28 protein-coding genes and 1 pseudogene are annotated in these 23,906 nt (G+C 64.5%); 15 read left to right on the forward strand and 14 right to left on the reverse strand.

The features are described from left to right. Positions 1-16 precede the first annotated feature (16 nt). A complete protein-coding gene (locus tag EP007_RS15240; RefSeq protein WP_128478638.1) occupies positions 17-1,657 on the forward strand; it encodes a protein kinase domain-containing protein in 1,641 nt (546 codons plus the stop codon). Positions 1,658-1,761: 104 nt separating this feature from the next. Here EP007_RS15240 and EP007_RS15245 read toward each other — a convergent pair whose 3' ends face one another. Beyond that, on the reverse strand, positions 1,762-2,001 hold the full coding sequence (locus tag EP007_RS15245) for a hypothetical protein (RefSeq protein WP_128478639.1): 240 nt from the start codon (positions 1,999-2,001) through the stop codon (positions 1,762-1,764). 108 nt (positions 2,002-2,109) lie between these two features. Between EP007_RS15245 and EP007_RS15250 the strand changes: the two genes are divergently transcribed. Together EP007_RS15250 and EP007_RS15255 are read left to right on the forward strand one after the other, a co-directional pair. Then, positions 2,110-2,853, forward strand: a complete 744-nt coding sequence (locus tag EP007_RS15250) for a hypothetical protein (protein WP_128478640.1) — start codon at positions 2,110-2,112, stop codon at positions 2,851-2,853. A 78-nt stretch (positions 2,854-2,931) separates the two neighbouring features. Next, positions 2,932-4,215: an ABC transporter substrate-binding protein gene (locus EP007_RS15255; RefSeq protein WP_128478641.1), complete on the forward strand. Its 1,284-nt coding sequence runs from the start codon at positions 2,932-2,934 to the stop codon at positions 4,213-4,215. 225 nt (positions 4,216-4,440) lie between these two features. On the opposite strand, the gene EP007_RS18330 is transcribed toward EP007_RS15255, so the two are convergent. Beyond that, entirely contained in the window at positions 4,441-4,620 is a 180-nt protein-coding gene (locus tag EP007_RS18330; protein ID WP_394346055.1) for a hypothetical protein, read from the reverse strand. 461 nt (positions 4,621-5,081) lie between these two features. Between EP007_RS18330 and EP007_RS15265 the strand changes: the two genes are divergently transcribed. After that, entirely contained in the window at positions 5,082-5,645 is a 564-nt protein-coding gene (locus tag EP007_RS15265; protein WP_128478643.1) for a response regulator transcription factor, read from the forward strand. Positions 5,646-5,691: 46 nt separating this feature from the next. Here EP007_RS15265 and EP007_RS15270 read toward each other — a convergent pair whose 3' ends face one another. After that, a complete protein-coding gene (locus EP007_RS15270) occupies positions 5,692-6,666 on the reverse strand; it encodes an alpha/beta fold hydrolase (protein WP_243700498.1) in 975 nt (324 codons plus the stop codon). A 53-nt stretch (positions 6,667-6,719) separates the two neighbouring features. Here EP007_RS15270 and EP007_RS15275 point away from each other — a divergent pair, with 53 nt between their 5' ends. Together EP007_RS15275 and EP007_RS15280 are read left to right on the forward strand one after the other, a co-directional pair. Then, the gene (locus tag EP007_RS15275; protein WP_128478644.1) at positions 6,720-7,364 is read left to right on the forward strand and encodes a helix-turn-helix domain-containing protein; all 645 of its coding nucleotides are present in this window, start codon (positions 6,720-6,722) and stop codon (positions 7,362-7,364) included. Between the two features lie 48 nt (positions 7,365-7,412). Continuing rightward, positions 7,413-7,964: a GNAT family N-acetyltransferase gene (locus EP007_RS15280; protein ID WP_128478645.1), complete on the forward strand. Its 552-nt coding sequence runs from the start codon at positions 7,413-7,415 to the stop codon at positions 7,962-7,964. Between the two features lie 262 nt (positions 7,965-8,226). Here EP007_RS15280 and EP007_RS15285 read toward each other — a convergent pair whose 3' ends face one another. Both EP007_RS15285 and EP007_RS15290 read right to left on the reverse strand, forming a co-directional pair. Beyond that, on the reverse strand, positions 8,227-8,835 hold the full coding sequence (locus EP007_RS15285; RefSeq protein ID WP_128478646.1) for a DUF192 domain-containing protein: 609 nt from the start codon (positions 8,833-8,835) through the stop codon (positions 8,227-8,229). 32 nt (positions 8,836-8,867) lie between these two features. After that, entirely contained in the window at positions 8,868-9,344 is a 477-nt protein-coding gene (locus tag EP007_RS15290) for a DUF456 domain-containing protein (protein WP_128478647.1), read from the reverse strand. Between the two features lie 162 nt (positions 9,345-9,506). Here EP007_RS15290 and EP007_RS15295 point away from each other — a divergent pair, with 162 nt between their 5' ends. The 4 genes from EP007_RS15295 to EP007_RS15310 all read left to right on the forward strand — a co-directional run bounded on the left by EP007_RS15295 (position 9,507) and on the right by EP007_RS15310 (position 12,343). Beyond that, the gene (locus EP007_RS15295; protein ID WP_128478648.1) at positions 9,507-10,397 is read left to right on the forward strand and encodes a ParA family protein; all 891 of its coding nucleotides are present in this window, start codon (positions 9,507-9,509) and stop codon (positions 10,395-10,397) included. Then, on the forward strand, positions 10,394-10,786 hold the full coding sequence (locus EP007_RS15300) for a hypothetical protein (RefSeq protein WP_128478649.1): 393 nt from the start codon (positions 10,394-10,396) through the stop codon (positions 10,784-10,786). Before EP007_RS15295 ends, EP007_RS15300 begins: the two co-directional genes overlap by 4 nt. Positions 10,787-11,217: 431 nt before the next feature. Then, positions 11,218-11,607: a hypothetical protein gene (locus EP007_RS15305; protein WP_128478650.1), complete on the forward strand. Its 390-nt coding sequence runs from the start codon at positions 11,218-11,220 to the stop codon at positions 11,605-11,607. Between the two features lie 67 nt (positions 11,608-11,674). Next, positions 11,675-12,343, forward strand: a complete 669-nt coding sequence (locus tag EP007_RS15310; RefSeq protein ID WP_128478651.1) for a helix-turn-helix domain-containing protein — start codon at positions 11,675-11,677, stop codon at positions 12,341-12,343. A 24-nt stretch (positions 12,344-12,367) separates the two neighbouring features. Here the strand turns inward: EP007_RS15310 and EP007_RS15315 are convergent, their stop codons facing one another. Beyond that, positions 12,368-12,661, reverse strand: coding sequence for a PadR family transcriptional regulator (locus tag EP007_RS15315; RefSeq protein ID WP_128478652.1), 294 nt, complete (start codon positions 12,659-12,661; stop codon positions 12,368-12,370). Between the two features lie 102 nt (positions 12,662-12,763). Continuing rightward, on the reverse strand, positions 12,764-13,498 hold the full coding sequence (locus EP007_RS15320) for a minichromosome maintenance protein MCM (RefSeq protein ID WP_128478653.1): 735 nt from the start codon (positions 13,496-13,498) through the stop codon (positions 12,764-12,766). A gap of 305 nt (positions 13,499-13,803) precedes the next feature. On the opposite strand from EP007_RS15320, the gene EP007_RS15325 reads away from it, so the two are divergent. The 3 genes from EP007_RS15325 (at position 13,804) to EP007_RS15335 (ending at position 16,297) form a co-directional block, all read left to right on the forward strand. Further along, complete coding sequence (locus EP007_RS15325; RefSeq protein ID WP_128478654.1) at positions 13,804-14,082, forward strand: hypothetical protein; 279 nt, start codon at positions 13,804-13,806, stop codon at positions 14,080-14,082. Positions 14,083-14,195: 113 nt separating this feature from the next. Next, positions 14,196-15,008, forward strand: a complete 813-nt coding sequence (locus EP007_RS15330; RefSeq protein WP_128478655.1) for an HpcH/HpaI aldolase family protein — start codon at positions 14,196-14,198, stop codon at positions 15,006-15,008. After that, positions 15,005-16,297, forward strand: a complete 1,293-nt coding sequence (locus EP007_RS15335; RefSeq protein WP_128478656.1) for a threonine synthase — start codon at positions 15,005-15,007, stop codon at positions 16,295-16,297. The genes EP007_RS15330 and EP007_RS15335 overlap by 4 nt, the downstream gene beginning before the upstream one ends. A 12-nt stretch (positions 16,298-16,309) precedes the next feature. On the opposite strand, the gene EP007_RS15340 is transcribed toward EP007_RS15335, so the two are convergent. The 3 genes and pseudogenes from EP007_RS15340 to EP007_RS15350 form a co-directional block, all read right to left on the reverse strand. Beyond that, on the reverse strand, positions 16,310-16,549 hold the full coding sequence (locus tag EP007_RS15340) for a CDGSH iron-sulfur domain-containing protein (RefSeq protein ID WP_128478657.1): 240 nt from the start codon (positions 16,547-16,549) through the stop codon (positions 16,310-16,312). Positions 16,550-16,643: 94 nt separating this feature from the next. Next, positions 16,644-17,164 (reverse strand): annotated as a pseudogene (locus EP007_RS15345) (NADH:flavin oxidoreductase); the annotation flags it as partial. Between the two features lie 57 nt (positions 17,165-17,221). Then, positions 17,222-17,584: a hypothetical protein gene (locus EP007_RS15350; RefSeq protein ID WP_128478658.1), complete on the reverse strand. Its 363-nt coding sequence runs from the start codon at positions 17,582-17,584 to the stop codon at positions 17,222-17,224. Between the two features lie 239 nt (positions 17,585-17,823). Here EP007_RS15350 and EP007_RS15355 point away from each other — a divergent pair, with 239 nt between their 5' ends. Continuing rightward, entirely contained in the window at positions 17,824-18,792 is a 969-nt protein-coding gene (locus EP007_RS15355; protein ID WP_128478659.1) for a hypothetical protein, read from the forward strand. Between the two features lie 128 nt (positions 18,793-18,920). On the opposite strand, the gene EP007_RS15360 is transcribed toward EP007_RS15355, so the two are convergent. The 3 genes from EP007_RS15360 to EP007_RS15370 form a co-directional block, all read right to left on the reverse strand. Continuing rightward, entirely contained in the window at positions 18,921-20,471 is a 1,551-nt protein-coding gene (locus EP007_RS15360; protein WP_208023619.1) for an HTTM domain-containing protein, read from the reverse strand. Positions 20,472-20,617: 146 nt separating this feature from the next. After that, on the reverse strand, positions 20,618-21,175 hold the full coding sequence (locus tag EP007_RS15365; protein WP_208023620.1) for a thioredoxin family protein: 558 nt from the start codon (positions 21,173-21,175) through the stop codon (positions 20,618-20,620). Positions 21,176-21,244: 69 nt separating this feature from the next. Beyond that, positions 21,245-22,246 (reverse strand): glutathione S-transferase family protein, encoded by a 1,002-nt coding sequence (locus EP007_RS15370; RefSeq protein ID WP_128478660.1) that lies wholly within the window; start codon positions 22,244-22,246, stop codon positions 21,245-21,247. Positions 22,247-22,616: 370 nt separating this feature from the next. Between EP007_RS15370 and EP007_RS15375 the strand changes: the two genes are divergently transcribed. After that, a complete protein-coding gene (locus tag EP007_RS15375; protein ID WP_128478661.1) occupies positions 22,617-23,087 on the forward strand; it encodes a hypothetical protein in 471 nt (156 codons plus the stop codon). A gap of 90 nt (positions 23,088-23,177) precedes the next feature. Here the strand turns inward: EP007_RS15375 and EP007_RS15380 are convergent, their stop codons facing one another. After that, positions 23,178-23,894, reverse strand: a complete 717-nt coding sequence (locus tag EP007_RS15380; protein WP_128478662.1) for a helix-turn-helix domain-containing protein — start codon at positions 23,892-23,894, stop codon at positions 23,178-23,180. Between the last annotated feature and the right edge of the window lie 12 nt (positions 23,895-23,906).

A 23,906-nucleotide genomic window follows, 5' to 3' on the forward strand; every position in this document is an offset into this window, starting at 1 on the left:
CACCCCCGGCGTACGAATGGCAGGCCGCGAGCGAGACGGGAGCGAGCGCGCCGGTGACGACCGCGACGAGGGCGACCGCGCCGGAACCGACCAAGAGACCGGCGGGAGCGACCGCATCGAGCGACTCCGCGCGGAGGCCCGCGAGCGGTGGGGCCGGTCGGACGACGACGTGATGGCGGTCGCGCCCGACCTCGACAGCGCCGACCCCGAGGAGCGCGCCGCGGCCGCGTGGACGCTCGCGGAACTCGCGGCCGAGGACCCCGACAACTCACGGCGCATTCCGGTCGAATCAGACCTCGCGCCGCTGTTGACCGACGACGACGAGTGGGTCCGCCGCGGTGCCTCGTGGGCCGTGGCGAACGTCGCCGACCAGCAACCCCACCGGGCGCGCGCCGCGCTCTCGGAAGTCACTGAAAGTCTCGGCGACGGGGACCCGCTGGTCCGGGAGAACAGCGTTCTCGCGGTCTCGGAGGTCGCCCGCGAGCATCCTCACGCCGCCGAACCCGCGTTGAACCGACTCGCGCAACTCGCGCGCGAGGGCGACGGTCTCGCCCGCCGCTACGCCGCCGAGACGCTTCGCCGACTCGTCACGAGACTCGACGAGAACGGGTTTCCAGAGACCATCGAGGCGTCCTCCGACGTGGCGGCGCTCCTCTCCGAGACGGGCGTGGTCGCCGTGACCGACGACGAGGGCGACGGTCCCGTGCGAGTCGGCGGCGCTGGCGACTCCTCGGAGGAGGACGAGCGGTCGAGCACTCCCCGTCGAGGGACCGCGACGACCGACGACCGCGGCCCGCCCGACCACTTCCCCGACCCGCCGGAAATCGTCGCCGACCGCCGCGATTTCGAACGCTCTGAGGACCTCGACAGCGGGCCGCTGACCAGCGCCGCGAAGGTTCGCGCCCGGACGACGAACGACGGCGGCCAGCGCGTCGTGGTCGTCTTCCGGATGCTCCGCTCGGACACGGGACTGAACCCGGCCGACTTCGAGGACGCGGTCCGTCTCTGGGCGGCCGTAGACGACCACCCGCACGTCGCGCCCGTCCTCGCCCGCGGCCCGAACCCCCGGCCGTGGGTCGTCACAGAGGTCTTAGACGGCGGAAGCCTGCGGGACCACGTCGGGAGCATCGGCTTCGAGCAGGCGGTCTGGTACGCCGACTGCGTCGCCGCGGCGGTCTCGCAGGCCCACGCTCGCGGGGTCGTCCACGGCGCGCTCCGGCCGAACGCGGTCGGGTTCTCGCGGACGCTCGGCGCGTGGCCGATTCCGAAGGTCGGCGAGTGGGCCTTCGGCGACTTGCTCGCGGCGGTTCGAGACCTCCCCGTGCCGCCCGCCTTCGCCGCACCGGAACACGTCGCCCCCGAGCGGTTCGGCGCGCCGGACTCCACGACGGACGTGTACCAGCTCGGCGCGCTCTGTTACGCGCTGTTCGCGGGCCGACCCCCGTTCGTCGGCGACGCGACCGAAATCGTCCGACAGGTCCGCGACAAGGAGCCGAGACCGGCCAGCGAGTTCACCGAGCGCCTCCCTCAGTCTATCGACGACCTGCTCGCGCGGGCGCTGGCGAAGCGAAAGCGGGCGCGCTTCGAGACGGCCGCGGACTTCCGGCGCGAGTTGGCGGTCGCTACCCGAGAGCTATCGCTGTCCGTCGAGTTGTAGTCTCGAAACCGAACCCGGACGCGGCCCTCCTCGGTGGCTGTCGCGTCGGGGACGCCGCGTTCTCGCACTGACTGTCCACCGTCGAGAGCGACTGTTCCGTTCGACTATCGCCCGCCCGCGGGACCGTCGTCGTGGAAGTACAGCACTCGCTCGCTCTCGCTTCGGGCGCGCTCTTCTTCCACGTCGTGGCGACTCGAACACCGGCGCGCGTACTTCGTCAGCGCGGAGAACGGCGGTCCGCCGAACACGTCCGCCCAGCGGTCGCCGCGCTCCACGACGACGCGCTGGTCGTAGGCTTTGCCACAGACCGGGCAGGGCGTCTCGTCCGGGTCGTGGGAGTGCACGTCGGGCTAGACGGGCGCGGACGGTTTCAATCTCTCGGCAAGAGCGAGGGCGTCGCCGAACCCGACTCGCCCGCTTTTAAGTGGTCTCGCTTCGTCGCCCCGACAACGATGGCGCTCGCGCCGCTCACCGCGCACGCCTCCGGAGACGCCAGCGCCGCGGCCGTCCACTTCCTCGCGTCGGTTCTCGTCGCCGCGGCGGCGGTCTTCTTCGGCTACTACGCCGTGCTGAACCTTCGCCTGAATCGGTTGGAGTCCCAACGGCCGTTCTGGCGCTACCTCGCGCTGGTCGGCGCGACGGCCGGTGGCTACGGACTCCTCGGCGTCGCCGAGACCGTCGTCCACTCGCGGGCGCTGACTGCCTTCGGTTATGGGGCGTTGCTGTTCTGTATCGTCTTCCTCGCGTTCTCGATGCGGGAGGTGTACTACGAGTCGGCGCTGGCCCCCGCGCCCGCCGACCAGCGGTTCTCGCTGGAGACGCTTCGGCAGGTCGAGGCCGGGTTCGTGGTCGTCATCCTCGTGGAGTGGGTCGCGGTCCTGCTCATCGGTCAGTCGGTCGTCGCACAGTTCGTCAAAGGAGTCGGGAGCGTGGCGTTCGCCGCCTACGGCGTCGTCTTCGCCGAGAAGTTGGAGGAGATGGCTCGCGGGACCCCGCTCGACACCCTTCGCCGACATCTCCTTCCGGTGTTGGTTTCGTTGGGCATCCTCGGGGTCGCGGACCTCGGAGTCGCCGTCGGTCTCAGCCCCGTGGTCGTGCAAGCCGTCGAGAGCGTCTTCGCCGTCCTCGTCGCGGGCTTTCTGGTCACGGCGACGATTCGACTCCAGCAGAACGTCGAGGGACTGTCTCCGGAGTAGGTTTCGAGCGCGTCGCGGCCCGAACTGGTCGGAAATCATTAGTACGAGTCCGTCGTCTCCGTCTTCGGGGGTTGACAGATGGTAACACACGACGACACGGTATCGAGACGCACGTATCTGCGAGCGACCGCCGGGGCGAGTGCGGCAGGACTCGGGGGTTTGACCGGTCTGCTCGGGCAGAACCTACAGACGCTCGAAGTGCAACACTGGTGGACCGGCGGCGACGGTGCCGACGCCATTCAGGCGCTCTTCGAGGGGTTTCAGGAGCAGTACCCGAACGTTCAGGTCAACCAGAACCCGGTCTCGGGCGGGGCGGGCCAGAATCTCCAGACGGTCATCAAAAAGCGCGTGCTGAACGACAATCCGCCGAGTTCGTGGCAGGCGTGGCCGGGCGCGAACCTGCTTCCGTACACGCGAGCGAACAAGTTGGAGGACATCGAGGAGTCGGTGTGGTCCCGAAATAGCATGAAGGAGGCTTATCTTCAGGGACCGCAGGACGCCGCCCGGCCCTCGGGGAACTACGTCACGGTGCCGCTGAACATCCACCGCATCAACAACCTGTTCTACAACGTCGAAGTCATCGAGCAGGCGGGCGTGGACCCGTCCTCGGTCTCGACACCGAGCGACCTCGTGGGCGCGCTCGAACAGGTCAGCAACAACACCGACGCCGCGGGGATGGCCCACCAGACGCAGTCCGCGTGGTCCACGTTACAGCTCTGGACGACGGTCCTGCTCGGCGAACACGGACTCGACACCTACACCGCGTTCACCGAGGGGAACGTCCAGCAGAACGAGCAGGCCGTCAAAAACTCCCTCCAGATAGTCGCCGACTACCGGGAGTTCTTCAACGAGGACGCGGGGTCAGTCGGCTGGACCGAGGCCAACAGCAAGGTCATCAACGGGAACGCCGCGTTCATCCATCAGGGCGACTGGGCCGCCGGGATGTACCGCGGCCAGAGCGGGTTCGCGTTCTCCGAGGTGTGGGACCAAGCCCCGTTCCCCGGAACGCAGGGGACCTACATGCTCAACATGGACTCGTTCCCCTTCCCGACGAACAACCCGTCGCCCGAGGCGACGACTCGATTCCTACGGTACGTCGGGAGCGTGGATGCCCAGCGACGGTTCAACCCGCCGAAGGGGTCGATTCCGCCGCGGACCGACGTGTCACAGGACGCCTTCGGGCCGTTCCTCCAGCGCCAGATGGACCAGTTCCAGAATGCGGAGTCCCAACCGCTATCGACGGCCCACGGTCTCGCGGTGGACCCCGAGACCCTGACGAACCTCGAAGACGCGATGGCGACGTTCGTCTCGTCGTGGAACGTTGACCGGACGTATCAGGGACTGGTGCAGGCGTTCCAGTAACTCGCGCGGTTCACATTTTTCCGCGGAGGCGGTTCGTTCGGCGACGCCGTCGCTCAGAGCGTAGAAACAGGGCGGCAAGGACCGCCCCGGTTGTCAGAGGCACAGTTTCTGGTACGACTCCCTTGCCTGCGACGCCGGGGCGTCTGGCAGGCGTATCTACACGCGTCCGATACACGGTTAGCTGTACTGCATGGTATGACGCCTCTTTAAATGCCCTCCAGAGTGTTACCCCGACAGTTCGGCGTCCTCGGGGGCTTCGACCGACCGGCGGTCGTACAACCGCTTGCGCGCGTCAGGGACGTACAGCTGTTCGACAACGAGTCCTTGGTCTTCGAGTTTACTCAGCGCGTCCCGCGTCGTCCGCGCCGGGAGGAGCGCCTGGTCACGAATTTGACTCTGCGTCAACGCCGCGTCCGCTTGCTCCAGCACTTTGTAGACGAGTTTCGCGCTCGGCGGGAGATTCAGAAGTCTCTCGAATCGTTGCTCCGGAGTAGTCTCCGGGTCACTGCCCGTGGCAAAAACGATCACTGGTCTTCGACATAGCCATCGAACGCTACCGTCTCGACCGACTTAGTTATTCCGCTATAAAGTGTTGAAAAAACACTATTTTCTCAGTTCGACCTCTTTTCTTTCGGGATTGTAAACGTTCAGAGATGTATCTAATTGGAGTAAAGTATAATCCGCGTTTCACTCTACGAAGTCCCGTCGCCCGCTTAGGTTCCGCCGCCAGAGCCACCAAGAGACCGACACGACGACGATTTATCTCTCGGGAATAGTTTCGGACTCGTAACCACAAGATATAAGTTTATCTTGTTGCATGATTCAGTCAGTAACCAGAGGCGATACGACGCCGCCCCGAAACGATCATGTCTCCCGACCAATCGACAGTTCTCGTCGTCGATGACGAGCAAGATGTTGCCGACCTCTACGCGATGTGGTTGCAGGCGGACTATCGCGTGCTGAGTGCCTACGAGGGCGACGAAGCCCTTGACGTTCTCGACGACTCCGTGGATGTTGTTTTGCTGGACCGCCGGATGCCGGGCCAGTCCGGCGACGAGGTACTGGCAGTCATCCGCGAACGCGACCTCAACTGTCGCGTGGTCATGGTGACCGCAGTCAAACCTGACTTCGACATTCTCGAAATGGGCTTCGACGACTACCTCGTCAAGCCGGTTACGAAGGACGAACTTCAGGACACCGTCGAGAAGATGCTCACTCGCGTCGATTACGGCGCGAAGTTACAGGAATACTACTCGCTGGTCTCGAAGAAAGCGGTCCTTGAGTCCGAGAAAGACTCCGAGGCGCTCCGGACCAACGAGGAGTACGCCGAACTGGAAGACGAAATTCAGGAACTCAGCGCGGAAGTTGACGACACCCGCGAGCAATTGGACGACCACGACGACTTCGTCGGCGCGTTTCAGGACCTCTGAGCCGTCGTCTCGTTCCCTCACCTTCCGCCTTTCCTCGTCCGTCTTTTTATGGCTCGCCGTCGCTTGCGTGTCGCTCCAAAATCCGGGACCGACTCCGGAGCAGCGCCGAGAGGTGGTCGTCCGTCTCGAAGACGGTCAAGTCGGCGTCCGGAATCCGCTCGGCGAGGCTCCGAGCGCCCTCGACCGGAACGTTCCCATCTTGCTTCCCGTGCCAGAGCCGGACCGGCCGGTCGATGTCGGCCAGCGAAAATTCCCACTCCCGAACTGACTGTTTGCTCTCGGTCACCATCCCCTCGCGCCGAGCGTCGAGCGCGCGAACGAAGTCCCGGCGGACGATTTCGGCCGCCTCGTCGGGTATCTCGCCGCCCTCGTCGGTGTACTGGCCGACGACGACCGAGGGCGGTCCGCGCTCGGCCAGCCACGTCTGGACGCCGAGCAGTCCCGTCAGGAGTCGCGGCGTCCGCTCGGCCAGCGTTCCGAGCAGTCGAATCATCCGCGGCGTCTCGGCCCGGAGCGACGGCGGGGTCGCGCCCGATACGATGTCGATTTCGGTCACCAACTCCGCGCAGGTGGCTCCGAGCGCGAGCGCGTGGGACGCTCCGCCCGAGAATGCCACGACGCCGACCCGCGAGACTCCGGCGTCGTCCAGCACCGGGCGCAGGTATTCGCCCGCGTCGGTCGGCGCTCGCTCGGGGCGCGGCGTCGAGTCGCCGTATCCGGGCCGCTCCACGGCGAGCAGTCTGACGCCTCGCCGTCGCGCCGCCTCGTCGTACAACTCCCCAAGGACGTGCGACCCCGGCGTCCCGTGGAAGAACGCGACCGGCGTGGCGTCGGTCGCTTTGTCCGTGGTCCTGTCCGTCGCTCCGTACTCCGCGTACGCGACGGTTCCGCCCGTTTCGGTCGAGACCGTCCGGACTGTGGATGCTCCGCCCGACCGTACTTCGCCTGCCTGCGCTCCAGTCACTTCCTCGGCGCGTTCCGACTTCATGCTCGTCTGTTCGCGTTCGCCCCGAGAGTCCATTTCGCCGGACTGATACGCTTGTTTATAAGTGTTCTACGGCCGTCGCGTTCGTCGTGAAGCGAGTCTCGTTTAGCGTCCGCTACTCGGACGAACTGGCCCACCCGATTCATCGCCGGATGATGGCCGGTCACCCGGTCTCGCGGATGGAACTGTTGATGTGGGGACCGATGTCCTCGGTGACGACGCTCTCGTGGTTCGACGCCGACCGCGAGGCCGTCGCCGACGCGTTGGACGCGGTGGAGTCGGTGGTCTCCACCCACCTCGTCTCGGGCGACGGGGGAACCTACGCGTTCGTCGGCCAGTCCGAGTACGAACTCGGCGGGCCGGTCCTCGAACTCGTCGCCCGGTCGCGGGTGGTGTTCGTCCCGCCGGTCGTGTTCCGGGACACCGGCCGGGTTACCTTCGAGGCGGTCGGCCAGTCCGACCGCCTCGGCGCGTTCTACGACGACCTCGCCGACACGCTCGACGCCGCAATCGAGGAAGTCCACGAGTTCTCGCGGTGGTCGTCGCCGACCGACGTGACCGACCGCCAGCGGGCCGCGCTGGAGGCCGCGGTCGCGGTCGGTTACTACGAGGTCCCCCGGACGGGGACGGTCGAGGACGTTGCCGCGGAACTCGACTGCGCGGCCAGCACCGCCGGAGAACTCCTTCGCCGGGCGGAGTCGTCGGTACTGACCGCGTTCGCGGGCGACGTGTAGCGGTTTCGTTACGGAAAACATATCCTCGGTCTCGCTGATGCTACGGGTATGCCTGGTGCATACGTCCAGCGCGGCGAGCGCGTCACCCTTCGGACTGTCGAATCCGAAGACGCCTCGTTCGTCCAACGCGCAGGCACGAACCCCGAGATTCGCTACCCGCTCGGCAATCCCGTGATGACTCGCGCGACCCACGAGGAACGCATCGAGGACGACGGCGACGACCGGTTTCTGGTCTGTCTCGACGGCGACGATGCCGACCCCGCGACCGACGACGAAAACGTGACCCGAATCGGGCAGGTGGATGTTGTGGACGCCGACTACAAGCGCCCCGAACTCGGCTACTGGCTTGTCCCGGCGGTTCACGGCGAGGGGTACGGGACGGAAGCCGTCGCGCTCGCCCTCGATTACGTCTTCCGGGAGTACGACACCCCCGCCGTCGGCGCGAAAGCCTTCGACTTCAACGACGCCTCTCGGGGCCTGTTGGAATCGCTCGGCTTCGAGACGGAGGGCCGGTGCCGCAAGTACATGTTCGTCGATGGCGACCACCGCGATATGATTCAGTACGGACTGCTCCGAGAGGAGTGGCACGAACGGGGGTGAGCGCGGGCGTCCGGTTCGATTCCCGCGCTGGCCGATTTTCCGTTAGAGACGATTCGACGCCGCCGACTCTCCCGATGACTCGACGTTTACGCATGCGTTTGCGTTTCCAGAAACGCAAACGCAAACGTATGCGTACGTCGCGCTTGGCTACCCATCGCTACTCGGTAACGTCGAAAGAAAGCACCTCGTGTACCCCTACCCGAGGTGTATCGTTGGTCACACGCCCTTCATATATGCTTTGTGTTCCGCCCGATTCTGCCGGTTAGAGACTCATCGACGGCAACCAGCCGCTCGACTCGGCTTCCGGAGGGGCGTCCTCGAACACGAGTTCCGTTCCGGGACCGACGCCGGTCCGGTTGGCGAATCCGCGCGGGAGTTCCACGACGTATTTGGCTTCGCCGTCGCTCGGGTAGGTTTTCAACTCGCCGCCGGAGGCGTTCGGTTGCGGGGTGGCGTGCTGGACGTTCAGGACGCTCCGGTCGGGACCGAGGAAGATCATGTCCAGCGGAATCAGGGTGTTCTTCATCCAGAACGACACCTGTTGGGCGTTCTCGTAGACGAACACCATCCCGGTCCGGTTCGCCAACTCCTCGCGGTGCATCAGTCCCGACTGGCGCTCGCTCCGTTCGTCGGCGACCATGAGCGACACCGTCTCGTTCTCGCCGTCCTCCACGACGAACGTCGCGTTGACCGTGCGTTCCACGTCAGTCGTGGTCGGCGGCGTCGCGTCCGCGCTCGTGGTGTTTGCAGTCGATGCCGGTTCCGTCGTCGGCTGTCGATTCGCATCATCGGTGGCGGTACCGCCGAGTCCCCCGATACAACCCCCGAGCAGCACCATCGCCCCCACGAGAACCGCCGCGTACGTCTTCATGCACGCTACTACTTCCCGGTCGGACAAAAAGGTTAGAGCGCGACGAACAGGAATCCGACGAGCAGCGAGAGCGTCACGACCAGTTGGACCACCGCCGACCCGAGGACGCCGACCGCGGCGAAGACCGCCGCCCGCGCGCCCTGCCCGGCGCTTCGAGTTCGGTAGAACTCGGCAGCGAACACGGTAGCCGCGATGCCGAGGACGAGTCCGACTGGTCCCGCGACGAATAGAAGCGGAATACTGAGGACCGTCGCCAGTGCGGTCGTCTTTATCGACGCGCCGCCCGCGCTCGCGGCCAGCGCACCGCCGAAGTGGTCGGCGACGACGGCACCGAGTCCCACGAGCGTGAACGCGACTAGTACACCCAACTCCGGCGTCGCGTAGCCAGACGACCACCAGTAGAGATAGATTCCCGCCAGTGAGAGGCCCGCACCGGGAACCACCGGGACGACGCTACCGACGACGCCAGCAAGCAGTAGCAGGACCGCGGCGACGAAGAACAGGTCCATACGCGCTCGTAGGCGGCCGCGGTGGTTAGCGATTCCGGCCTTCTCACGACGGTATTTCCGAATGCGTTTACGCAAACGTAAACGCATCCGTAAATGTTATTTCTCTCACAGGTGTCTGACGAAGGATTAAATGGCTCGTTTGCGTTTGCGCAAACGCAAATCATGTCTCGATCCATCCGCGCCTGCACTTTCCTCGACAAAGGGGGAACGGGCAAGACCACGACGGCGGCCCACCTCGGTGTTGCGCTCGCCGAACAGGGCAACGACGTGTTGCTCATCGACCTCGCTGGCAAACAGGGCGACCTCGTCAAGCATTTCGGCCGGTGGGAGACGGTCGAGCGCCAGATTGCCGAGGACGACGACTGGCCAAACATCTCGACAGTCTTTCAAGACCAGTGGGGCGCTATCGCCGAGAAGTTGGGCGACGCCGCGGTGGACGACCTCATTCTGGAGACCGACGAGGGCGTTGACCTGATTCCGGCCCATCCAGGACTAGACAGTCTCGACGCCGAACTCGGCAACATCGACGACGCCCACGACCGCTACTCGCGTCTCGACTCGTTTCTCGACGAGTACATCGAACCGCTCGGCTACGACGCCATCCTCATCGACCTGCCCGGCCTGACGAACAACGTCAGCTACAACGGTCTCTGGGCCGCGCGCAACGTCATCGCGCCGGTCGAGATGGGACCGTTCGAGTCCGAGCAGGCCGAGGCGCTCCGGGCCGACCTCGACAAAATCGGCGCGAACTTCGACGTGGACGTGGAACTCGCCATGGTTCTCCCGAACAAGGTAGACACGCGCACGAAACTCGCCGAGGAGTATCTCGACGCCTTCGAGGAGGCCTATCCCGAGGCGTTCGTCTCCTCGCACGTCCCCGTCAGCCAGGACATCCGCAACGCCGCCGAATCCGGCCGGACCGCGTTCGCGCTGGAGGACCCCTCGACCACGGCCCGACGCGCGCGCGAAGCATTTCTGGAAAATGCCGCGACGTTGGTCGAGCGACTGGAAGAGTCCGAGCGCGCCGCTCCGGTCGGAGGTGAGACCGCGTGAGCGACCCCGACCTTGAAGAACTCCGCCAGCAGACCCAACGCACCGACCGTCTCGCCGAACAGGACGCGCGCGAGGACGGCACCGAAGACCTGTTCGAAGACCTCGTGGACGCCATCGCGGCCATCGACTCGGGCGAGCAGGCTAAGACGTTCGCGGCCAGAGACGAGTCGGTAACCGCGCTCCTCTCGACGCTCGACGACCGCCAGCACGACCTCGAAGCCGTTGGCACCGCCCTGCAAGGCGCGCTCGGCCGGGAAATCGAGACGGATTCGCTCGACCGGAGCGAAATCGTCCGGCTCGCAGTCCGACTCGGTCTCCGAGAGGCCGCCCCGAAGTATCTCGATCTGCTTGCCGACGCGTCTGGCGAGTACGCCCGTCGGAACGTCTAAAGAAACTATATTTGGACGTTTACGGTATCGTTTTTCATTTCGTTTTCGAAACTGGTAACGAAGACGATTACGTTCGCGTTTTCGAAAACGATTGCGTATTCGATTTCGAGTGTGGTTTTGGGTCCGACCCCGCCACTTTCCGACTCCGCTCCTTCCCGAAGTCGCCTCGCTAGACTACGCTATCGTTTCCGAAACTGCTATCGTAAACCTATACGTTTTCGTTTTCGTTAACAATGCCGTCGGTGTTCGAACAACTGCACTGGCGAATCCTGCGCTCAAAATCGACCGACGACCGACTTTCAGGCCGGAAACGTTTGCGTAAACGATATCGTAAGCGAAAATGCAAATGTCTTCGAGCGCGTCGCTCGAAAATAACTACGTACTGACACTCGACGTGGAGATTGATAACGGATGCCGACGTACCTCGGTTCGTGACCGACGACGCGCCGACGTTCGACATCCCCCGGCGGCCCGAGCGAGTCTACCCTCGGGACGGCGGCGTCGAGTACGAGGGCGGCACCGTCTTTCGACTCTCGCCAGACCCCGAGGTTCCCGAAGAGGAGCTAACCACGCTCGTGGAGGGGGTTTTGGACGCCGACCGATACATCTACGGCGACTGGTTCGAACTCCCCGCGCCGGTCTATCTGGTCCACGACGAGCGCCACTCGACGGCGTTTCGGGTCGTGATTCGCTACGGAAGCGTGGAGTTCCACGTCCTCCCAGACACCGCCGTGGAGGCCCTTCGCGGGATGTACTCACGGTTCCGCGACGCGGGGGACCTCCGCTGGTGCGTCGATTGCGAGACCACCCGGCCGAGATGATACTCTCGGGACAGACTCGTCGCGGTGCGCGGTAGCTTTTTACCGTCGCCGTGATACCCCCACAGTAATGACCCTCCCCACGGCCGACGACGCCCAGTTACGCACGAGCGACACCGAGCAGGAGATGTGGAACCTCGTTGAGGGCGGCGACCCCGCCGAGGCCCGGCGGGCCTACCCGAGCGGGTGGCTCTGGCTGACCGGCGAGAAGTCGGTCCGGTCGCTACTCGCGGCGCTCCTTGACGCCGACACCGACGCGCGCTACGGCGTGGACGATCTCGCCTCGCGTGCTGACCTTGACGAACCAGCGGTCGAAGCGGCCATCGACGCGCTCATCTCGCTCGGCGTGCTGATTGCTGACGAGGGCGCGTATCGAATCAACGACTGTGCCATCGTCTATCACGCGGTCACGGAGCTATCGGCCGCCGTCGAGACCACGGGCGCGCCCGACGACGAGTCCGGATTTGAGTACCTCGCGCGACTCGAATCGGTGCGCCTGATGCTCGACGCGCTGTTGGAGGTGGACCCGGACCAGTCGCTCGAACAGGAGGATATCCATCGACTGAGCGGCGTCTCGCGCAAGCGCGTCTGGCATCACGTCGAGAAGTTGGTAGACCTCGGCGTCGTCGAGGAGTCGGGAGACGAGTACGTCGTTAGTGGCGCTACTCCCGTGATTCGCTGGGTGCAGTCGCTCGACGCGGCGGTCGTCGGCGCGACGCTCGCTCCCTCGCACCCCTGATTCGCCGGACTGTTTCCGGTACGCTTAGGCGGTCGCTTCCTGTGGCAGATCGACGTACTGGGTCTCCCACTCGCGGCGGGCCTCGATTTCTCGGGTGCCGCGGCGGGTCAGCGTGTAGTAGTTTGTCCGCCGGTCGCGCTGGCCCTTCTCCACGAACCCCTTGTCCACGAGCGTATCGAGGTTCGGATAGAGTCGGCCGTGATGAATCTCTTTTTCGTAGTACGATTCGAGTTCGTCCTTGATAGCGAGGCCGTGCGGTTCGTCTCGTCCCGCGATGACGTAGAGCAAGTCTCGTTGGAATCCTGTTAGGTCGTACATCGTCTCCCCTTCTAGACCGGAATTTCCGTATCGGCAAAAGTATGGTGGCCATTTCGAGAGGCCGGAACTATCACGGCGGAAAGATTGCGAAACCGACTGACACTATCGGGACGGAGCGGTTAAGCATTCCATACTCACGGACTCGAGCCACGTCTCCGCGACGGTCGAGTCGTCGGCCAGACTGGCGCGCGGGATGGCAACGATTCGGACCTCGTCGCCGTCCGACACGGCGTCGGTCAGGTCGTGTTCGAGCAGGACTGGGAGTTCCGCCTCACCCGTGGGGTCCCGAACGCGGACCTCCCGCGCGTCAACGTAGTCGCTGGTCTCCGGCGCGAACGAGAGATAGCCCACCGAACTGCACCGCGGACACTTGGCGTGCGCCTGGAACTCGCGGCCGGGTTGGGCGACGTAGCGCGTTACCGTCTCGCACTTTGCGCATCGGAACCCCGCCCGGACGACTTTCGGCCGAACTGGGCCGGTGTCGGCGACGACGCCGTGAACGGTGTGTAATTCGTTCAGATGGCTCGCCCGAATGTCCTCTAGGGCCACCTCGCTCTCGTCGGGCAGGTTGCTGACCCGGAGGTACACGTCCTGCATCTCGCGGTCTACTCCGTCGTCGAGGACTCGTCTGAGCGCCGCTTTCCCGGCGCGAAGCGCCTCGTCGGGGTTGCGCAGGAGCGGCCGGACGAACTGGTAGTCGTGTCCGAACCGGTCGCAATTCACCGACAGCGCGCGCTCGTCGGGGTATCGCTCCACGAACCGACGCACCGATTCGCCGCGGTCGCGGTACACGTACTCGTACCACTTTTCCGTTAGGTTCCCGCTTCGAACTGACATGGAGTTCGCTTCTCGCCTTTCGGCCTTTGTTATGCGGTTCCTGTCTGTTTGTGTGCGTCGAGTGGCGCGAACCTACGCCCGCAATCTGCTCGCTCGATAGCTAGTTTACGTTTTCGTTTACGATTTCGTTTGCGGAAGCGATTACGTTACTATTTACGCTTCTCGAAACCCGGCCTGCGACGACGACTCGCCGCGTCGTCGAGAGGTCGCCCACGACACCGCTTCGTCGGTAAACATTCGTTATCTTTCCTGATAACTGTCGGGTAGTTTTAAATCTCTAGAGTGGGACACGACTAACTAACGAAATGCAACCCATGGAAGTCGCCTACGTCGTTCTCAGCGCCGCCCTCGGCGTCGCGGGACTCACGCTCGTCGCTAAGTCGGCCCGCGCCTACCTCGAAACCGAGAACCGCTCGATGCTCTTGCTGACAGTCGGCTTTTCGTTCGTCGTCGCGGCCGCGGTTGCGACGACCTACAGCGCGTTCGTGACTGACTTTTCCCAGAGTCGGACTCTGTTGACCGCCAACTACGCCGTCACGACTCTCGGTTACGCCTTCATCGTGACGAGCGTGCGGGCGCAGTGACCGTTCCTCGGCTTCGTTTTTCCTCTTTTGCTGCCCTGTAGCGAGCCGAGCGTTCTCGAAACGTCCTTGCCGACTCGGAAACCTACTTGCCGGGCGACGCCTACGAGTTACCCATGACGGACGCGACGGCGTTCAGACGACTGCTCCGCGACGGTGACCCCGTGGTCGGCCACTGGCTCTCGCTCGGCCACCCGGCCGTCGCGGAGGTCTGCGCCCGCGACGCCGACTTCGCGGTCGTGGACACCGAACACGCGCCGACTGACCTCGAAACCGTGGCGAACGTGGCTCGCGCGGTCGAATCTGTCGGGAACGCGGTGCTTCTCGCCCGCGTCGCGGACAACGACCCCGTGCGAATCAAGCGCGTGCTGGACACCGGCGTTTCCGGTGTCCTCGTCCCGATGGTGGAGTCGGCCGCGGAGGCCCGCGAAGCGGTTGAGGCCGCGCGCTACCCGCCCGAGGGAATCCGGGGAATCGCGGGGTCGCGCGCCAACGACTACGGCCGAGACCTCGCCGCGCAGGTCGGCGACGGGCGGACCCCCGCGGTAATCGTACAGGTCGAGACCGAGGCGGCGGTGGCCGAGGCGGGCGACATCGCCGCCGTTGAGGGCGTTGACGCTCTGCTTGTCGGCCCGGCGGACCTCTCGGGTTCGCTGGGCGTCTTCGGCGAGTACGAGAGCGACCGCTTTTGCGAGGCGGTCGAGACGGTCCTCGACCGGGCGCACGAGACCGACACGCCGGTCGGCACGCTGGCGACCGACGACGGCGAGATTCGACTCTGGGCGGAGTACGGCTACGACTACCAAATCGTCGGTACCGACGCGGGCTATCTCGCTTCGGGGACCGAGCGCGCTCAGCGCGCCTACGAGGACGCCATGGGACGCGATTCCGCGAGTCCTCGCCGCGACGACGAGGACGCGATTCGATGACCGACGCGCCCCTGACGTGCTATCGCTGTGGGGCGACCGCCCGGTTCCCCGAGCGCAAGCGCTGTGACTGCGGGGAACCGCTCTGGTTCGACACCGACGCCGCGGCCGAGTCGTTCGCGTGGCCCGACTCGGGAATCGGCGTCTGGCGCTACGCCGACCTCCTCCCGGCCGAGATTCGGGGTCGCTCGCGCGCCAGCGAGGGCGTGAGCGGGACCGCTGGCGCGACTCCGCTCGTCCGCGCGTCGGGTCTTGACGCCGACGCCGGATGCCGACTCTGGCTGAAAGACGAGAGCGAGAACCCGACTGGGAGTTTCAAGGACCGCGGGAGCGCGGTGGGCGTCGCGTGGGCCGTGGCCGCGGGCCGCGAGTGGGTCGGCACCGTCTCGCACGGCAACATGGCGATGAGCGTCGCCGCGAACGCGGCGGGCGTCGGCGGGACCGACGCCCCGCGCGCGCTGGTTCTCGTGCCCGACGACATCTCGGGCGAACGACTCGCGGCGATTGCACAGTACGACCCCGCCCTCGTCCGGATTGCGGGCGACTACGGTCGCCTCTACCGCGAAACGCTCGACGCCGACGCGCCCGTCGAGTTCGTCAACTCCGACACGCCCTTGCGCGTGGCCGGGCAGAAGACCACGGCGCTGGAACTCTGCGAGGCGTTCGCCAGCGAGGCGCGCGCTCGGTCGGAGCGCGCGCCGGGCGCTTCCGACGCGTCGGACACCAAATTCGGCGCGCCCGATGCCGTCGTCCTCCCGGTCAGTAGCGGCGGCCACGCCAGCGCGACGTGGAAGGCCCTGCGCGAACTCCGGACCGCGGGCCTGCTCGCCGAGCGCGACCTGCCGCGACTCTACTTCGTGCAGGCGGCGGCCTGCGACCCCATCGCGGCGGCCTACCGCGAGGGCGCGGACGAAGTGACGCCCGCCGAAGAAACCAGCGAGACGGTCGCTTACTCCATCGCCAACGCCGACCCCCCGAGCGGGACGCGGGCGCTCGCGGCGGCCTGCGAGACGGACGGCGCAGTCCTCTCGGTTCCGGACGACGAGATTCTGGACGCGAAGAAGACCCTCGCCAGCGAGGCCGGATTCTGCATCGAAGCGGCCTCGGCGACCACGCTGGCCGGGATTCGACGGCTCTCGGCGTCCGGCGAACTCGCCGACGACGACGAGGTGGTCGCGGTGCTGACCGGCACGGGGTTCCGCGAACTGGACGCCGGGAGCGCGACCCCCGAAACCGTCGCGCTCGGGGACCTCTCCGAGCGTCTGCGGGCGCTCACCGACGCCGAAAACTGAGTCTCGCTGGGGCTACTCCTCGGCGAAGACGATTTCCTCTATCTCGCGGCGCTCGCCGTCCGAATCGTCGTTTTCGTACTTGTAGCGCACGCTCGGTTCCTCGTCGTCGGTCGCGTTGTGCGACCCGTCGCAGAAGGGGTACTCCGCCGAGAGTCCGCAGAGACAGACCGCAACGCCGCCTTTCTCGTCGTCGATGTCGTCCTCGTCGAGTTTGAGCGGTCCGGTCGCGTCGTGGGTGACTTCGCGGGACATGCGCCGGGTTACGAACCGGAGACGCTAATCGTTGGTCCCGCTGTCGCCGTCGTACGCACCTTCCCGAACCAACTCGCCGCGCTCGGCCAGCACCTCCGGCGTCCGGCAGACGCCGCTCGCGCCCGAAGTCCGCCGCGAGGTCGTACGCTTCGTCGGTCGAGAGGACGCGCGCGCGTCGAGTTCGAGGACACCGAGTCGGTCGGCCGCCCGGAACGGCCACGGCGGCCGCGACACCGCGAGTTGGCGCAGGTCGGGGTTCGCCCGCCGGTACGCGGCGTGCCACGTCTCCATGCTCCGGAGACCTCCGGCGTCGAGTTGCGCGAAGATGCGTCCGCCGTGGGCGTGGATTCGCTCGGGCACCGCCGAGAGAGTGGCGACGAATGTCGGGTCCGCGAAGGGAGTCATCGACGGCGCGACGCGGCCGCCCGACTCTCGGACGGGGGCCGCGCCCTGACAGACTAGTCCCGCGCCCGCCGCGGCGGCGGGTTCGAGTTCGTCGGCGAGAACGTCCGCGGCGTCGGGTCCCTCACCCGCACACTCCAACAGCGGCGCGCGGTAGAGTCGGTTCGGGAGTTCGACGCCGCCGATTTCGAGAGGAGATTCGAGTTCGGGCACGCTCGCCTCGTCGTTCGACGGGTTTCGGGTAAAGTGTTTGGTCAGTGGGTTTCCCAGTTAGCAGTCTTCAGACGCTCCGATACTGACGCGTATATCCGACGGTTCGATGGTGAACGCAGTGTCAAAGCAGGTGTTCCCCCCCCAATCGGAGACGTCTTCTTCCGCGTCACTTGTGGTATACGTTTTCGTCACGGTAGCGTGGACTACCTTGACGGTAATTGAGTACGGGACCTGGTCTCCCATCCAGTCCGTCTCTATTTCGGTCGCGTTGTCGTCCGCGTCTTGGCCAGAAATTCGATGGGTCTCCTGATACTGCGTACTCCCGTCTTTGTCGATGCGAACGGCGACCTCAACGGGATTCTTGCGGTCGTTGACGACAAGTACGCTCGCTAAGGTCGCCTCAGGTGTCCTATCGGTCAAGCATCCTGCCACTGAGAGCGTTCCGCAACCAAGTGCTGAGAGAATGGTACGGCGTTTCGCTTTTAACATTATTCCTTATAAATGATATGGACATTGTGTGTATAGTTCTTATGCTAGTAGTAAGAATAAAAAATTTCAGAATTATATTTTTATTAAAATTATAGTATCTTAAACAAAATAAATATAATTAATACTTTTATAAAATAGATTTAAGTTTATAGCTTTATTTTATCTAATGCATGTCTGATAATAGAAGGTCAGTGCTGAAGAAAATAGGGCTGGCTGGCGCAAGTATGGCAACAATGACCGGAGCTGTCGGAACAGCGAGTGCAGGAGAAGACTGGACCTGCTCTGACTGTGACGTGACGCTTGAAAAGAGTGATTCGTTCGATCTCCCTGAGACTTGGCAGGGTGACAGAGCTGACATTGACTCGAAACTCGGCCTCCATTGGTTCGCATCGGACTACGTCGGCGAGGATATCGGCTATCTTCACGACTTCGCGGTCTCGGGCGGCGGTGCGATTGAGTGGAACGAGCCGACAGCGCCGGGTGAGTACTTCAAGGGTCATAAGTACAAGATTCAGGGTTCGGAGGGTGAACTCCGGCCCAACACGAGCAATGACGACCACGGTGTCATTCCTAACGGTGGTAGCGAAACACTTGACGGCTGGGGCGGGCTAATTCTGGAGCAGACCATTGGGACGTTCGTCGCAGGTGCTGGCTACTTCCTCGCAGTCGACAAGAAACTCAAGGAAAAAATGGGGCCTGCCGACGGGTTCGACTTTGACGTCTCGAATGGTTTTGCTTACCGCGATACGCCGGGTCAGTTGAGTCTCGGGTGGTTTGAGTGTGCCTTCTTCCACCGTTGTCAGTACCAGAGCGACTACTACTCTGCCGACCTCGATATCGAAGCTTCGCTGAAGGACAGCCTCAACACGTGGAATAATGTGAAATTTAGTACAACTCCGCAAGGCTATGCTACGTCTACGGCCGTCGAACCGACTTCGATGACCGCAAGCGAGCGGAAGTCGCTGGGACTCCGAGACGTTTCAGACAAGCCGATTACTCGGGTTGTCGACGGAAAAGAGTACGACGTCAAGTACAGATCGACAAGTTCCCCCTACGACAGCATCGAGGTGACGAAGAGCACGGAGAAGGGCCGCGAAAAGAATAAGAGTAAAGCTGCTGGCAAAAACGCTAGCGAGTAGACGCCGAACGGGCGTTCTCCTTTTCTCTCGCTTTCGTTTTTGTTCGGTTTATGCTAACGTTTTCTTTTATAAAATCGCAAAGTTCTGTGGAATAGCTGTTCGTTTATGTGCTCATCAGAAGACTCCTCTCAGTCACTGACAGTCCGATTCTGGGTGCCTGAAGATCGGAACAGTTTGATTCGGCGGGTCGATTCCGCCCCGTCGAGTCGAGTCGGCTGTTCGACGTAGTAGAGCGCAATTTGCTCCACGTCGTTCTCGTGGTTGGCGTTCCAGCGCTCGCAGAGATAGCCCGCAAAGTGGGACCGGAGCGGTTCGGCCGCGCTCGCCCGGAGGTCCATCATGTACTTGAACCACCGAATGTTGCGATAGCTGGCCGCCACGTCCGGCGGTTTGTCCCACTCGACCGCTCGGTCGTGGAACACGTCCGCGCGCTCGCCCGACTCCAACTCGCCCGCCACGACGTACCAGCCGTCGGCCGTCCGCGGTTCGGGCGCGAACATGTCCCAGCGGTACTCCTTCGGGTCGGCCGAGTCGCTCACGCCCTCCGGCAGGGCGACGTAGCCGAGCGCCGCCGCGTTCCAGACGAGGACGAGCGCGAGCAGGCCTGCGACGACGGGCGAGCGAAGCGTCTTCGCCCATCCGCGCAGGCGGCGTACTCTCTCTGAAACTCGGCGGGCGTCCGGAATCACGGCGTCAAGTCGCCCGCGGATGTTCGCGTCGTCGAACCACTTTCTGAGGCGTGATTCGCGGGCCGTCGCCGTCGCGGCGTCCCAGAAGACGCACGGCAGGAACGGAATCAGCCCCGCGATAGAGAGCAGCGGGAAGACGGTAATCTGCATCGTCAGCGCCATTCCGAGGTGCATCCCGGCGAACAGCGCGGAGAAGGCGGCCCGCGCCCACCCGGTGAGGACTAAGAGTCCGACCGAGGTGACGAGCAGGCCGAGCCACACCCTGTCGAAGGCCCTGAGAAGCGTCGGGTAGTCGGCCAGCGCGTCGCCGAGTCCCGTCGTCAGTTGATTGAGGCTGAACACGTACAGAATTGCGTCGCCGTTGACCCACAGGTCGCCCCGGAGTTTGTACACCGCGTTCGTCGCGTAGACGAACACGACCTGAACCAATAGCGCGGCCGATGCGAGGTTGGCCACGCGACTCCGCGCGTTGCTTTCTCGGTCCTGCAACTCGTCCGCTCGACGCGCTCCGCGCCGGAGCGCGTCCACCGACCAGCGACGACCCAGTGGCAGGAACGCGCCCCAGAACAGCAGGCGGCGGAGCAACGAGTCGCCACCGTTCAGCAAGACCGGGTTCCGCGCGTGGAGCGAGACCACGAGGACGAACGAGACCACCGTTGCGAGTCGCGTCCGGTAGCCAAGTAGGAGCGCCACCCCGAACGCTCCGGCGACCAGAAAGAGCAGTCCAACCGCCCACGGCGACCCGAAGTGAGCGTGAATCGAGAGGGCGGCGATACCGCCGAACTGCTCGCGGAGGACCGACCGCGGCAGAACCCCCGAATCGGTGTAGAACGCCACGAGGTCCCGTGAGCGCAGGTAGAGGTCCGCCAGCAGAAGCACGCCGAGCGAGACGCGGAGCGCGGCCAGCGCCCGCGCGTCCACGCCGAACCGACGAGCGAGCGCACTCCCGCCGCGGTCCCGGACTCTCGCCGCGAACGAACGCGCGTCCATGATACGGCGAGTTATCAACTCCGACTTGTAAACGTAGCGAAGCGAGCGTCGGTACTGACGCCGAAGGCGGCGACTCCGACGAAGCGGCGTTTACGAAAACGTAACCGATTTCGAAAACGAAACTGTAAACGCTGGATTCGAGCGTCTTACTTCCACTTGATAGAGCATCCCCGCGAGGGCATGAACTCCAAATCGACTTCCTCGCCCGCCAGCACCGCGTCGATGGCGTCCCGGATGTAGATTTCGGTCGGGTCGTCGTCGGGGTTCAGCGCGTCGTCGAGGCGGCCGTGGTACGCGAGGGTGAACTCGCCGCCGTCGTTCTTCAATAAGAATGGGTCGGGCGTACACTCCGCGCCGTAGGTCTCGGCGACCGCTTGGGTGTCGTCGCGGAGGTAGGCGTCGTAGCCAATCGTCCCGTTCTCGACGTACTCGACCATCTTCTCGTAGGAGTCGTCCGGATACTCCGTCTCGTCGTTCGGATTGACGCCGACGATTGCGGCGTCGTCGTACTCCGCCGCGAGGTCGTTGAGGATGTCGAACTTGGCCTTCGCGTACGGGCAGTGGTTACAGGTGAAGACGAGCAGGACGGCCTCGTAGTCGGCGAAATCCGCGAGCGTGTGGGTCTCGCCGTCGGTGCCCCGTAACTCGAAGTCGGGGACCGATTCGTCGCGCTCTAACTTCTCCGCTGACTCTTTCATGACCATGGTCGGGAGTTGGTGGTCGTCGGAAAAATAGGTTCGCCTCGCGGCGTCGCGGTTCGAGCGGTCGGCGGCTTATCGAGCGAAAGCGTCGGTCTTCTCGGCCGCTCCTCTCGACAACGCCTCGCGGTCGTGGGGCGCGGTAAAGTCCACGTCGGGACCGTTCGGCACGATTTGCTTGGGGTTCAGGTCGGCGTGGCTCCGGTAGTAGTGTTCCTTGATGTGGCTCATATTCACCGTCTCGGCGACGCCGTCGGTCTGGTAGAGGTCCCGGAGATACGGCCAGAGGTTCTCGTAGTCGGAAATCTGGCGCACGTTACACTTGAAGTGGGTGTGATACACCGCATCGAACCGGACGAGCGTGGTGAACATCGCCACGTCGGCCTCCGTGAGGCGGTCGCCACAGAGGTATCGCCGGTCGGCCAGCAACTCGTCGTAGCGGCCGAGCGCGTCGAACAGGTCGGTGACGGCCTCGTCGTAGGCGGCCTGCGTCCCGGCGAACCCGGCGCGATAGACGCCGTTGTTGATGGGTTCGTAGATGTCCGCGATGGTCTCGTCCACCTCGTCGCGGTCGCCCTCGGGGTAGAGGGTCACGTCGCGGTCGGCCACCTCGTCGAATGCCGTGTCCAACATCCGCATTATCTCCTCGGACTCGTTGTTCACGATGGTTTCCTTCTGCTTGTCCCACAGCACGGGCACCGTGACGCGCCCCGTGAACTCGGAGTCGGCCGCGACGTAGGTCTCCCGGAGGTAGTCGAAGCCGTTGATGTGGTCCTCGGTACAGCCTTCTTTGTCAGGGCTGAATTCCCACCCGTCGTTCTCGCGGTAGGGTTCCACGACCGAGACCGAGATGGCGTCTTCGAGTCCCTTGAGCGTGCGCGTGACGAGCGTGCGATGTGCCCACGGGCAGGCCAGCGAGACGTAGAGGTGGTACCGTCCCGCCTCGGCCGGGAACTCGGCGTCGGAGTCGGCTTCCACCCAGTCCCGAAAGCTGGTTTCCTGCCGGTCGAAGTTCCCCTCCTCGTCGGTTGATTCGTAGGCGTCGGTCCGCCACTCGCCGTCCACGAGCATGTTCATGATGAATGGGTAAGCGCCGAAGGCCAAAAGAGGCGTTGCTCGCGGCAGTCGGGACCTCAAAAATGAGCGCGAGATGATACATTACCATCCGTCGCGTGCGGGCGCGAGGTCTGCGCGAGCGAAGCGAGTGCAGGCTCGTCAGAGCGTGCCTCTGACGGTGGACGACTGAACGCCGGAGGGAGTCAGAGAAGAGGTTGGTGGAGGCGTGAGGCTGCTGCGGGGCGGTGTTGTGCGTTCTGAGTGGCGTCGGCCATAGCTAGCTTCACCCAGTTCGACCAAAATTCGTGGTAGCGACTTCACGCGGTTCGGTCGCCTGCTGTGCCATCCCGAGTGACAAGATACTTGAAAGTCACTTCGGTACTCATTATCGATGCCCTCCAGACGCGAACTGCTCGGCGGCGTCGCCGGACTCCTGACGCTCTCGGCCGGGTGTCTCGGCGCGGAAGAGTCCGTTGCTCACTGTTCCAGTCGGTCGAACGGCGGCGGCAACGAGTACCTCCGCCGTGTGGCCCCGATTGACGGCGACGAACAGGTGTCGCTCGGCCTGCTCGTCGCCGAGGAGGCCACTCACTCCGAGGACTTCATCGCGGTGCGTGTCGAGGACGCGGACGGGTCGCTCGTCGCCAGCGTCCCCCTTGACGAGAACCGCGATATGAGCGAACTCGACCCTGAGGACCACAATATCTTCGCCTCGAACACCGGAGAACTCTACGCCATCCCGCTTGGGCCGCCGCCCCAGCACGGCCGGTTTACCGTCGCCGCCGTCGGTCCCGACGGCGACCGTCTCAACTCCATTGAGTTCCAGTTCAACTGCTACTCGCCGGATGGGTCGCTCCCGTGAGTCGAGCGGCGAGTCGGGACTCGCCGCTCGACTCACCACGTCCCTCACTGCTCGACTCACCCTCTCGTTCGCTACCGGACCCACCGCCCGCTATCGATCCTCGCCGACGAAACTCTGTGCCAGTTCCGCCTCCGCGCGCCGGAGGCGGTACGAGAGCGTCGAGCGCGGTAGGTCCAGTTCCGCGGCCAGCTCCTTGACGGTGATTTCGCGGGGCGTCTCGTAGTACCCGCGCTCCACCGCGGCCGCCATCGCCTCGTAATGGGTGTAGGGGAGCGCGGGTCGCCCGCTGTAGGCCGAGAGCCACGCCGATTCGTCGGTGACTTGCCGGAGGTCGAACCGAACGCCCGCGCCCGTCTCCGTCCGGATCGCGTCCGAGAGGTCCCCGAGATTGGCGTTGCTCGGCATCAGGACGTGCCACTCGTACCGGTCGCCGTGGCGCTCGGTGGCGAAGAGGACGCCGGGACCCAGATGGTCGAGCGCGAGGTGGGGAATCGAGCGGCAGTCGTCGGTCCGGGTCCACCCCGTGAACAGGATTCGGGTCGAGGGGTCCCGATGGAGGGCTTTGACCCGGAGGTCTCGGCCACAGTCGCCCGCGCCGAAGCAGTCGGCAGCGTGACCCGCCTCGGCGTAGGCTGCTTCGGCGCGCTCCAGCGCCTCTGTCGGGCCGGTGAGACGGTCCACTCGCCAGTAGTGGTCGGGGACGACCGAACAGGCCAGCGAGTGGCCGTAGAGGTCCGAATCGGCCCGGAACGCGTCGGCGACCGGGTCACCGTCCTCGTACTCCAGCGTGAACGAGAAGGAGCGCATGGTTTCCGTTCG

It is taken from the genome of Halorussus pelagicus (assembly GCF_004087835.1).
Taxonomy (GTDB): Archaea; Halobacteriota; Halobacteria; order Halobacteriales; family Haladaptataceae; genus Halorussus; species Halorussus pelagicus.

What these genes read in the sequence shown, in the direction of transcription:
- EP007_RS15240 (WP_128478638.1), top strand. Translation starts at nt 17, where the DNA reads ATGGCAGGCCGCGAGCGAGACGGGAGCGAGCGCGCCGGTGACGACCGC.
- EP007_RS15250 (WP_128478640.1), top strand. Translation starts at nt 2,110, where the DNA reads ATGGCGCTCGCGCCGCTCACCGCGCACGCCTCCGGAGACGCCAGCGCC.
- EP007_RS15255 (WP_128478641.1), top strand. Translation starts at nt 2,932, where the DNA reads ATGGTAACACACGACGACACGGTATCGAGACGCACGTATCTGCGAGCG.
- EP007_RS15265 (WP_128478643.1), top strand. Translation starts at nt 5,082, where the DNA reads ATGTCTCCCGACCAATCGACAGTTCTCGTCGTCGATGACGAGCAAGAT.
- EP007_RS15270 (WP_243700498.1), bottom strand. Translation starts at nt 6,666, where the DNA reads ATGGACTCTCGGGGCGAACGCGAACAGACGAGCATGAAGTCGGAACGC.
- EP007_RS15280 (WP_128478645.1), top strand. Translation starts at nt 7,413, where the DNA reads ATGCCTGGTGCATACGTCCAGCGCGGCGAGCGCGTCACCCTTCGGACT.
- EP007_RS15285 (WP_128478646.1), bottom strand. Translation starts at nt 8,835, where the DNA reads ATGAAGACGTACGCGGCGGTTCTCGTGGGGGCGATGGTGCTGCTCGGG.
- EP007_RS15290 (WP_128478647.1), bottom strand. Translation starts at nt 9,344, where the DNA reads ATGGACCTGTTCTTCGTCGCCGCGGTCCTGCTACTGCTTGCTGGCGTC.
- EP007_RS15295 (WP_128478648.1), top strand. Translation starts at nt 9,507, where the DNA reads ATGTCTCGATCCATCCGCGCCTGCACTTTCCTCGACAAAGGGGGAACG.
- EP007_RS15310 (WP_128478651.1), top strand. Translation starts at nt 11,675, where the DNA reads ATGACCCTCCCCACGGCCGACGACGCCCAGTTACGCACGAGCGACACC.
- EP007_RS15315 (WP_128478652.1), bottom strand. Translation starts at nt 12,661, where the DNA reads ATGTACGACCTAACAGGATTCCAACGAGACTTGCTCTACGTCATCGCG.
- EP007_RS15320 (WP_128478653.1), bottom strand. Translation starts at nt 13,498, where the DNA reads ATGTCAGTTCGAAGCGGGAACCTAACGGAAAAGTGGTACGAGTACGTG.
- EP007_RS15325 (WP_128478654.1), top strand. Translation starts at nt 13,804, where the DNA reads ATGCAACCCATGGAAGTCGCCTACGTCGTTCTCAGCGCCGCCCTCGGC.
- EP007_RS15330 (WP_128478655.1), top strand. Translation starts at nt 14,196, where the DNA reads ATGACGGACGCGACGGCGTTCAGACGACTGCTCCGCGACGGTGACCCC.
- EP007_RS15335 (WP_128478656.1), top strand. Translation starts at nt 15,005, where the DNA reads ATGACCGACGCGCCCCTGACGTGCTATCGCTGTGGGGCGACCGCCCGG.
- EP007_RS15340 (WP_128478657.1), bottom strand. Translation starts at nt 16,549, where the DNA reads ATGTCCCGCGAAGTCACCCACGACGCGACCGGACCGCTCAAACTCGAC.
- EP007_RS15355 (WP_128478659.1), top strand. Translation starts at nt 17,824, where the DNA reads ATGTCTGATAATAGAAGGTCAGTGCTGAAGAAAATAGGGCTGGCTGGC.
- EP007_RS15360 (WP_208023619.1), bottom strand. Translation starts at nt 20,471, where the DNA reads ATGGACGCGCGTTCGTTCGCGGCGAGAGTCCGGGACCGCGGCGGGAGT.
- EP007_RS15365 (WP_208023620.1), bottom strand. Translation starts at nt 21,175, where the DNA reads ATGGTCATGAAAGAGTCAGCGGAGAAGTTAGAGCGCGACGAATCGGTC.
- EP007_RS15370 (WP_128478660.1), bottom strand. Translation starts at nt 22,246, where the DNA reads ATGAACATGCTCGTGGACGGCGAGTGGCGGACCGACGCCTACGAATCA.
- EP007_RS15375 (WP_128478661.1), top strand. Translation starts at nt 22,617, where the DNA reads ATGCCCTCCAGACGCGAACTGCTCGGCGGCGTCGCCGGACTCCTGACG.
- EP007_RS15380 (WP_128478662.1), bottom strand. Translation starts at nt 23,894, where the DNA reads ATGCGCTCCTTCTCGTTCACGCTGGAGTACGAGGACGGTGACCCGGTC.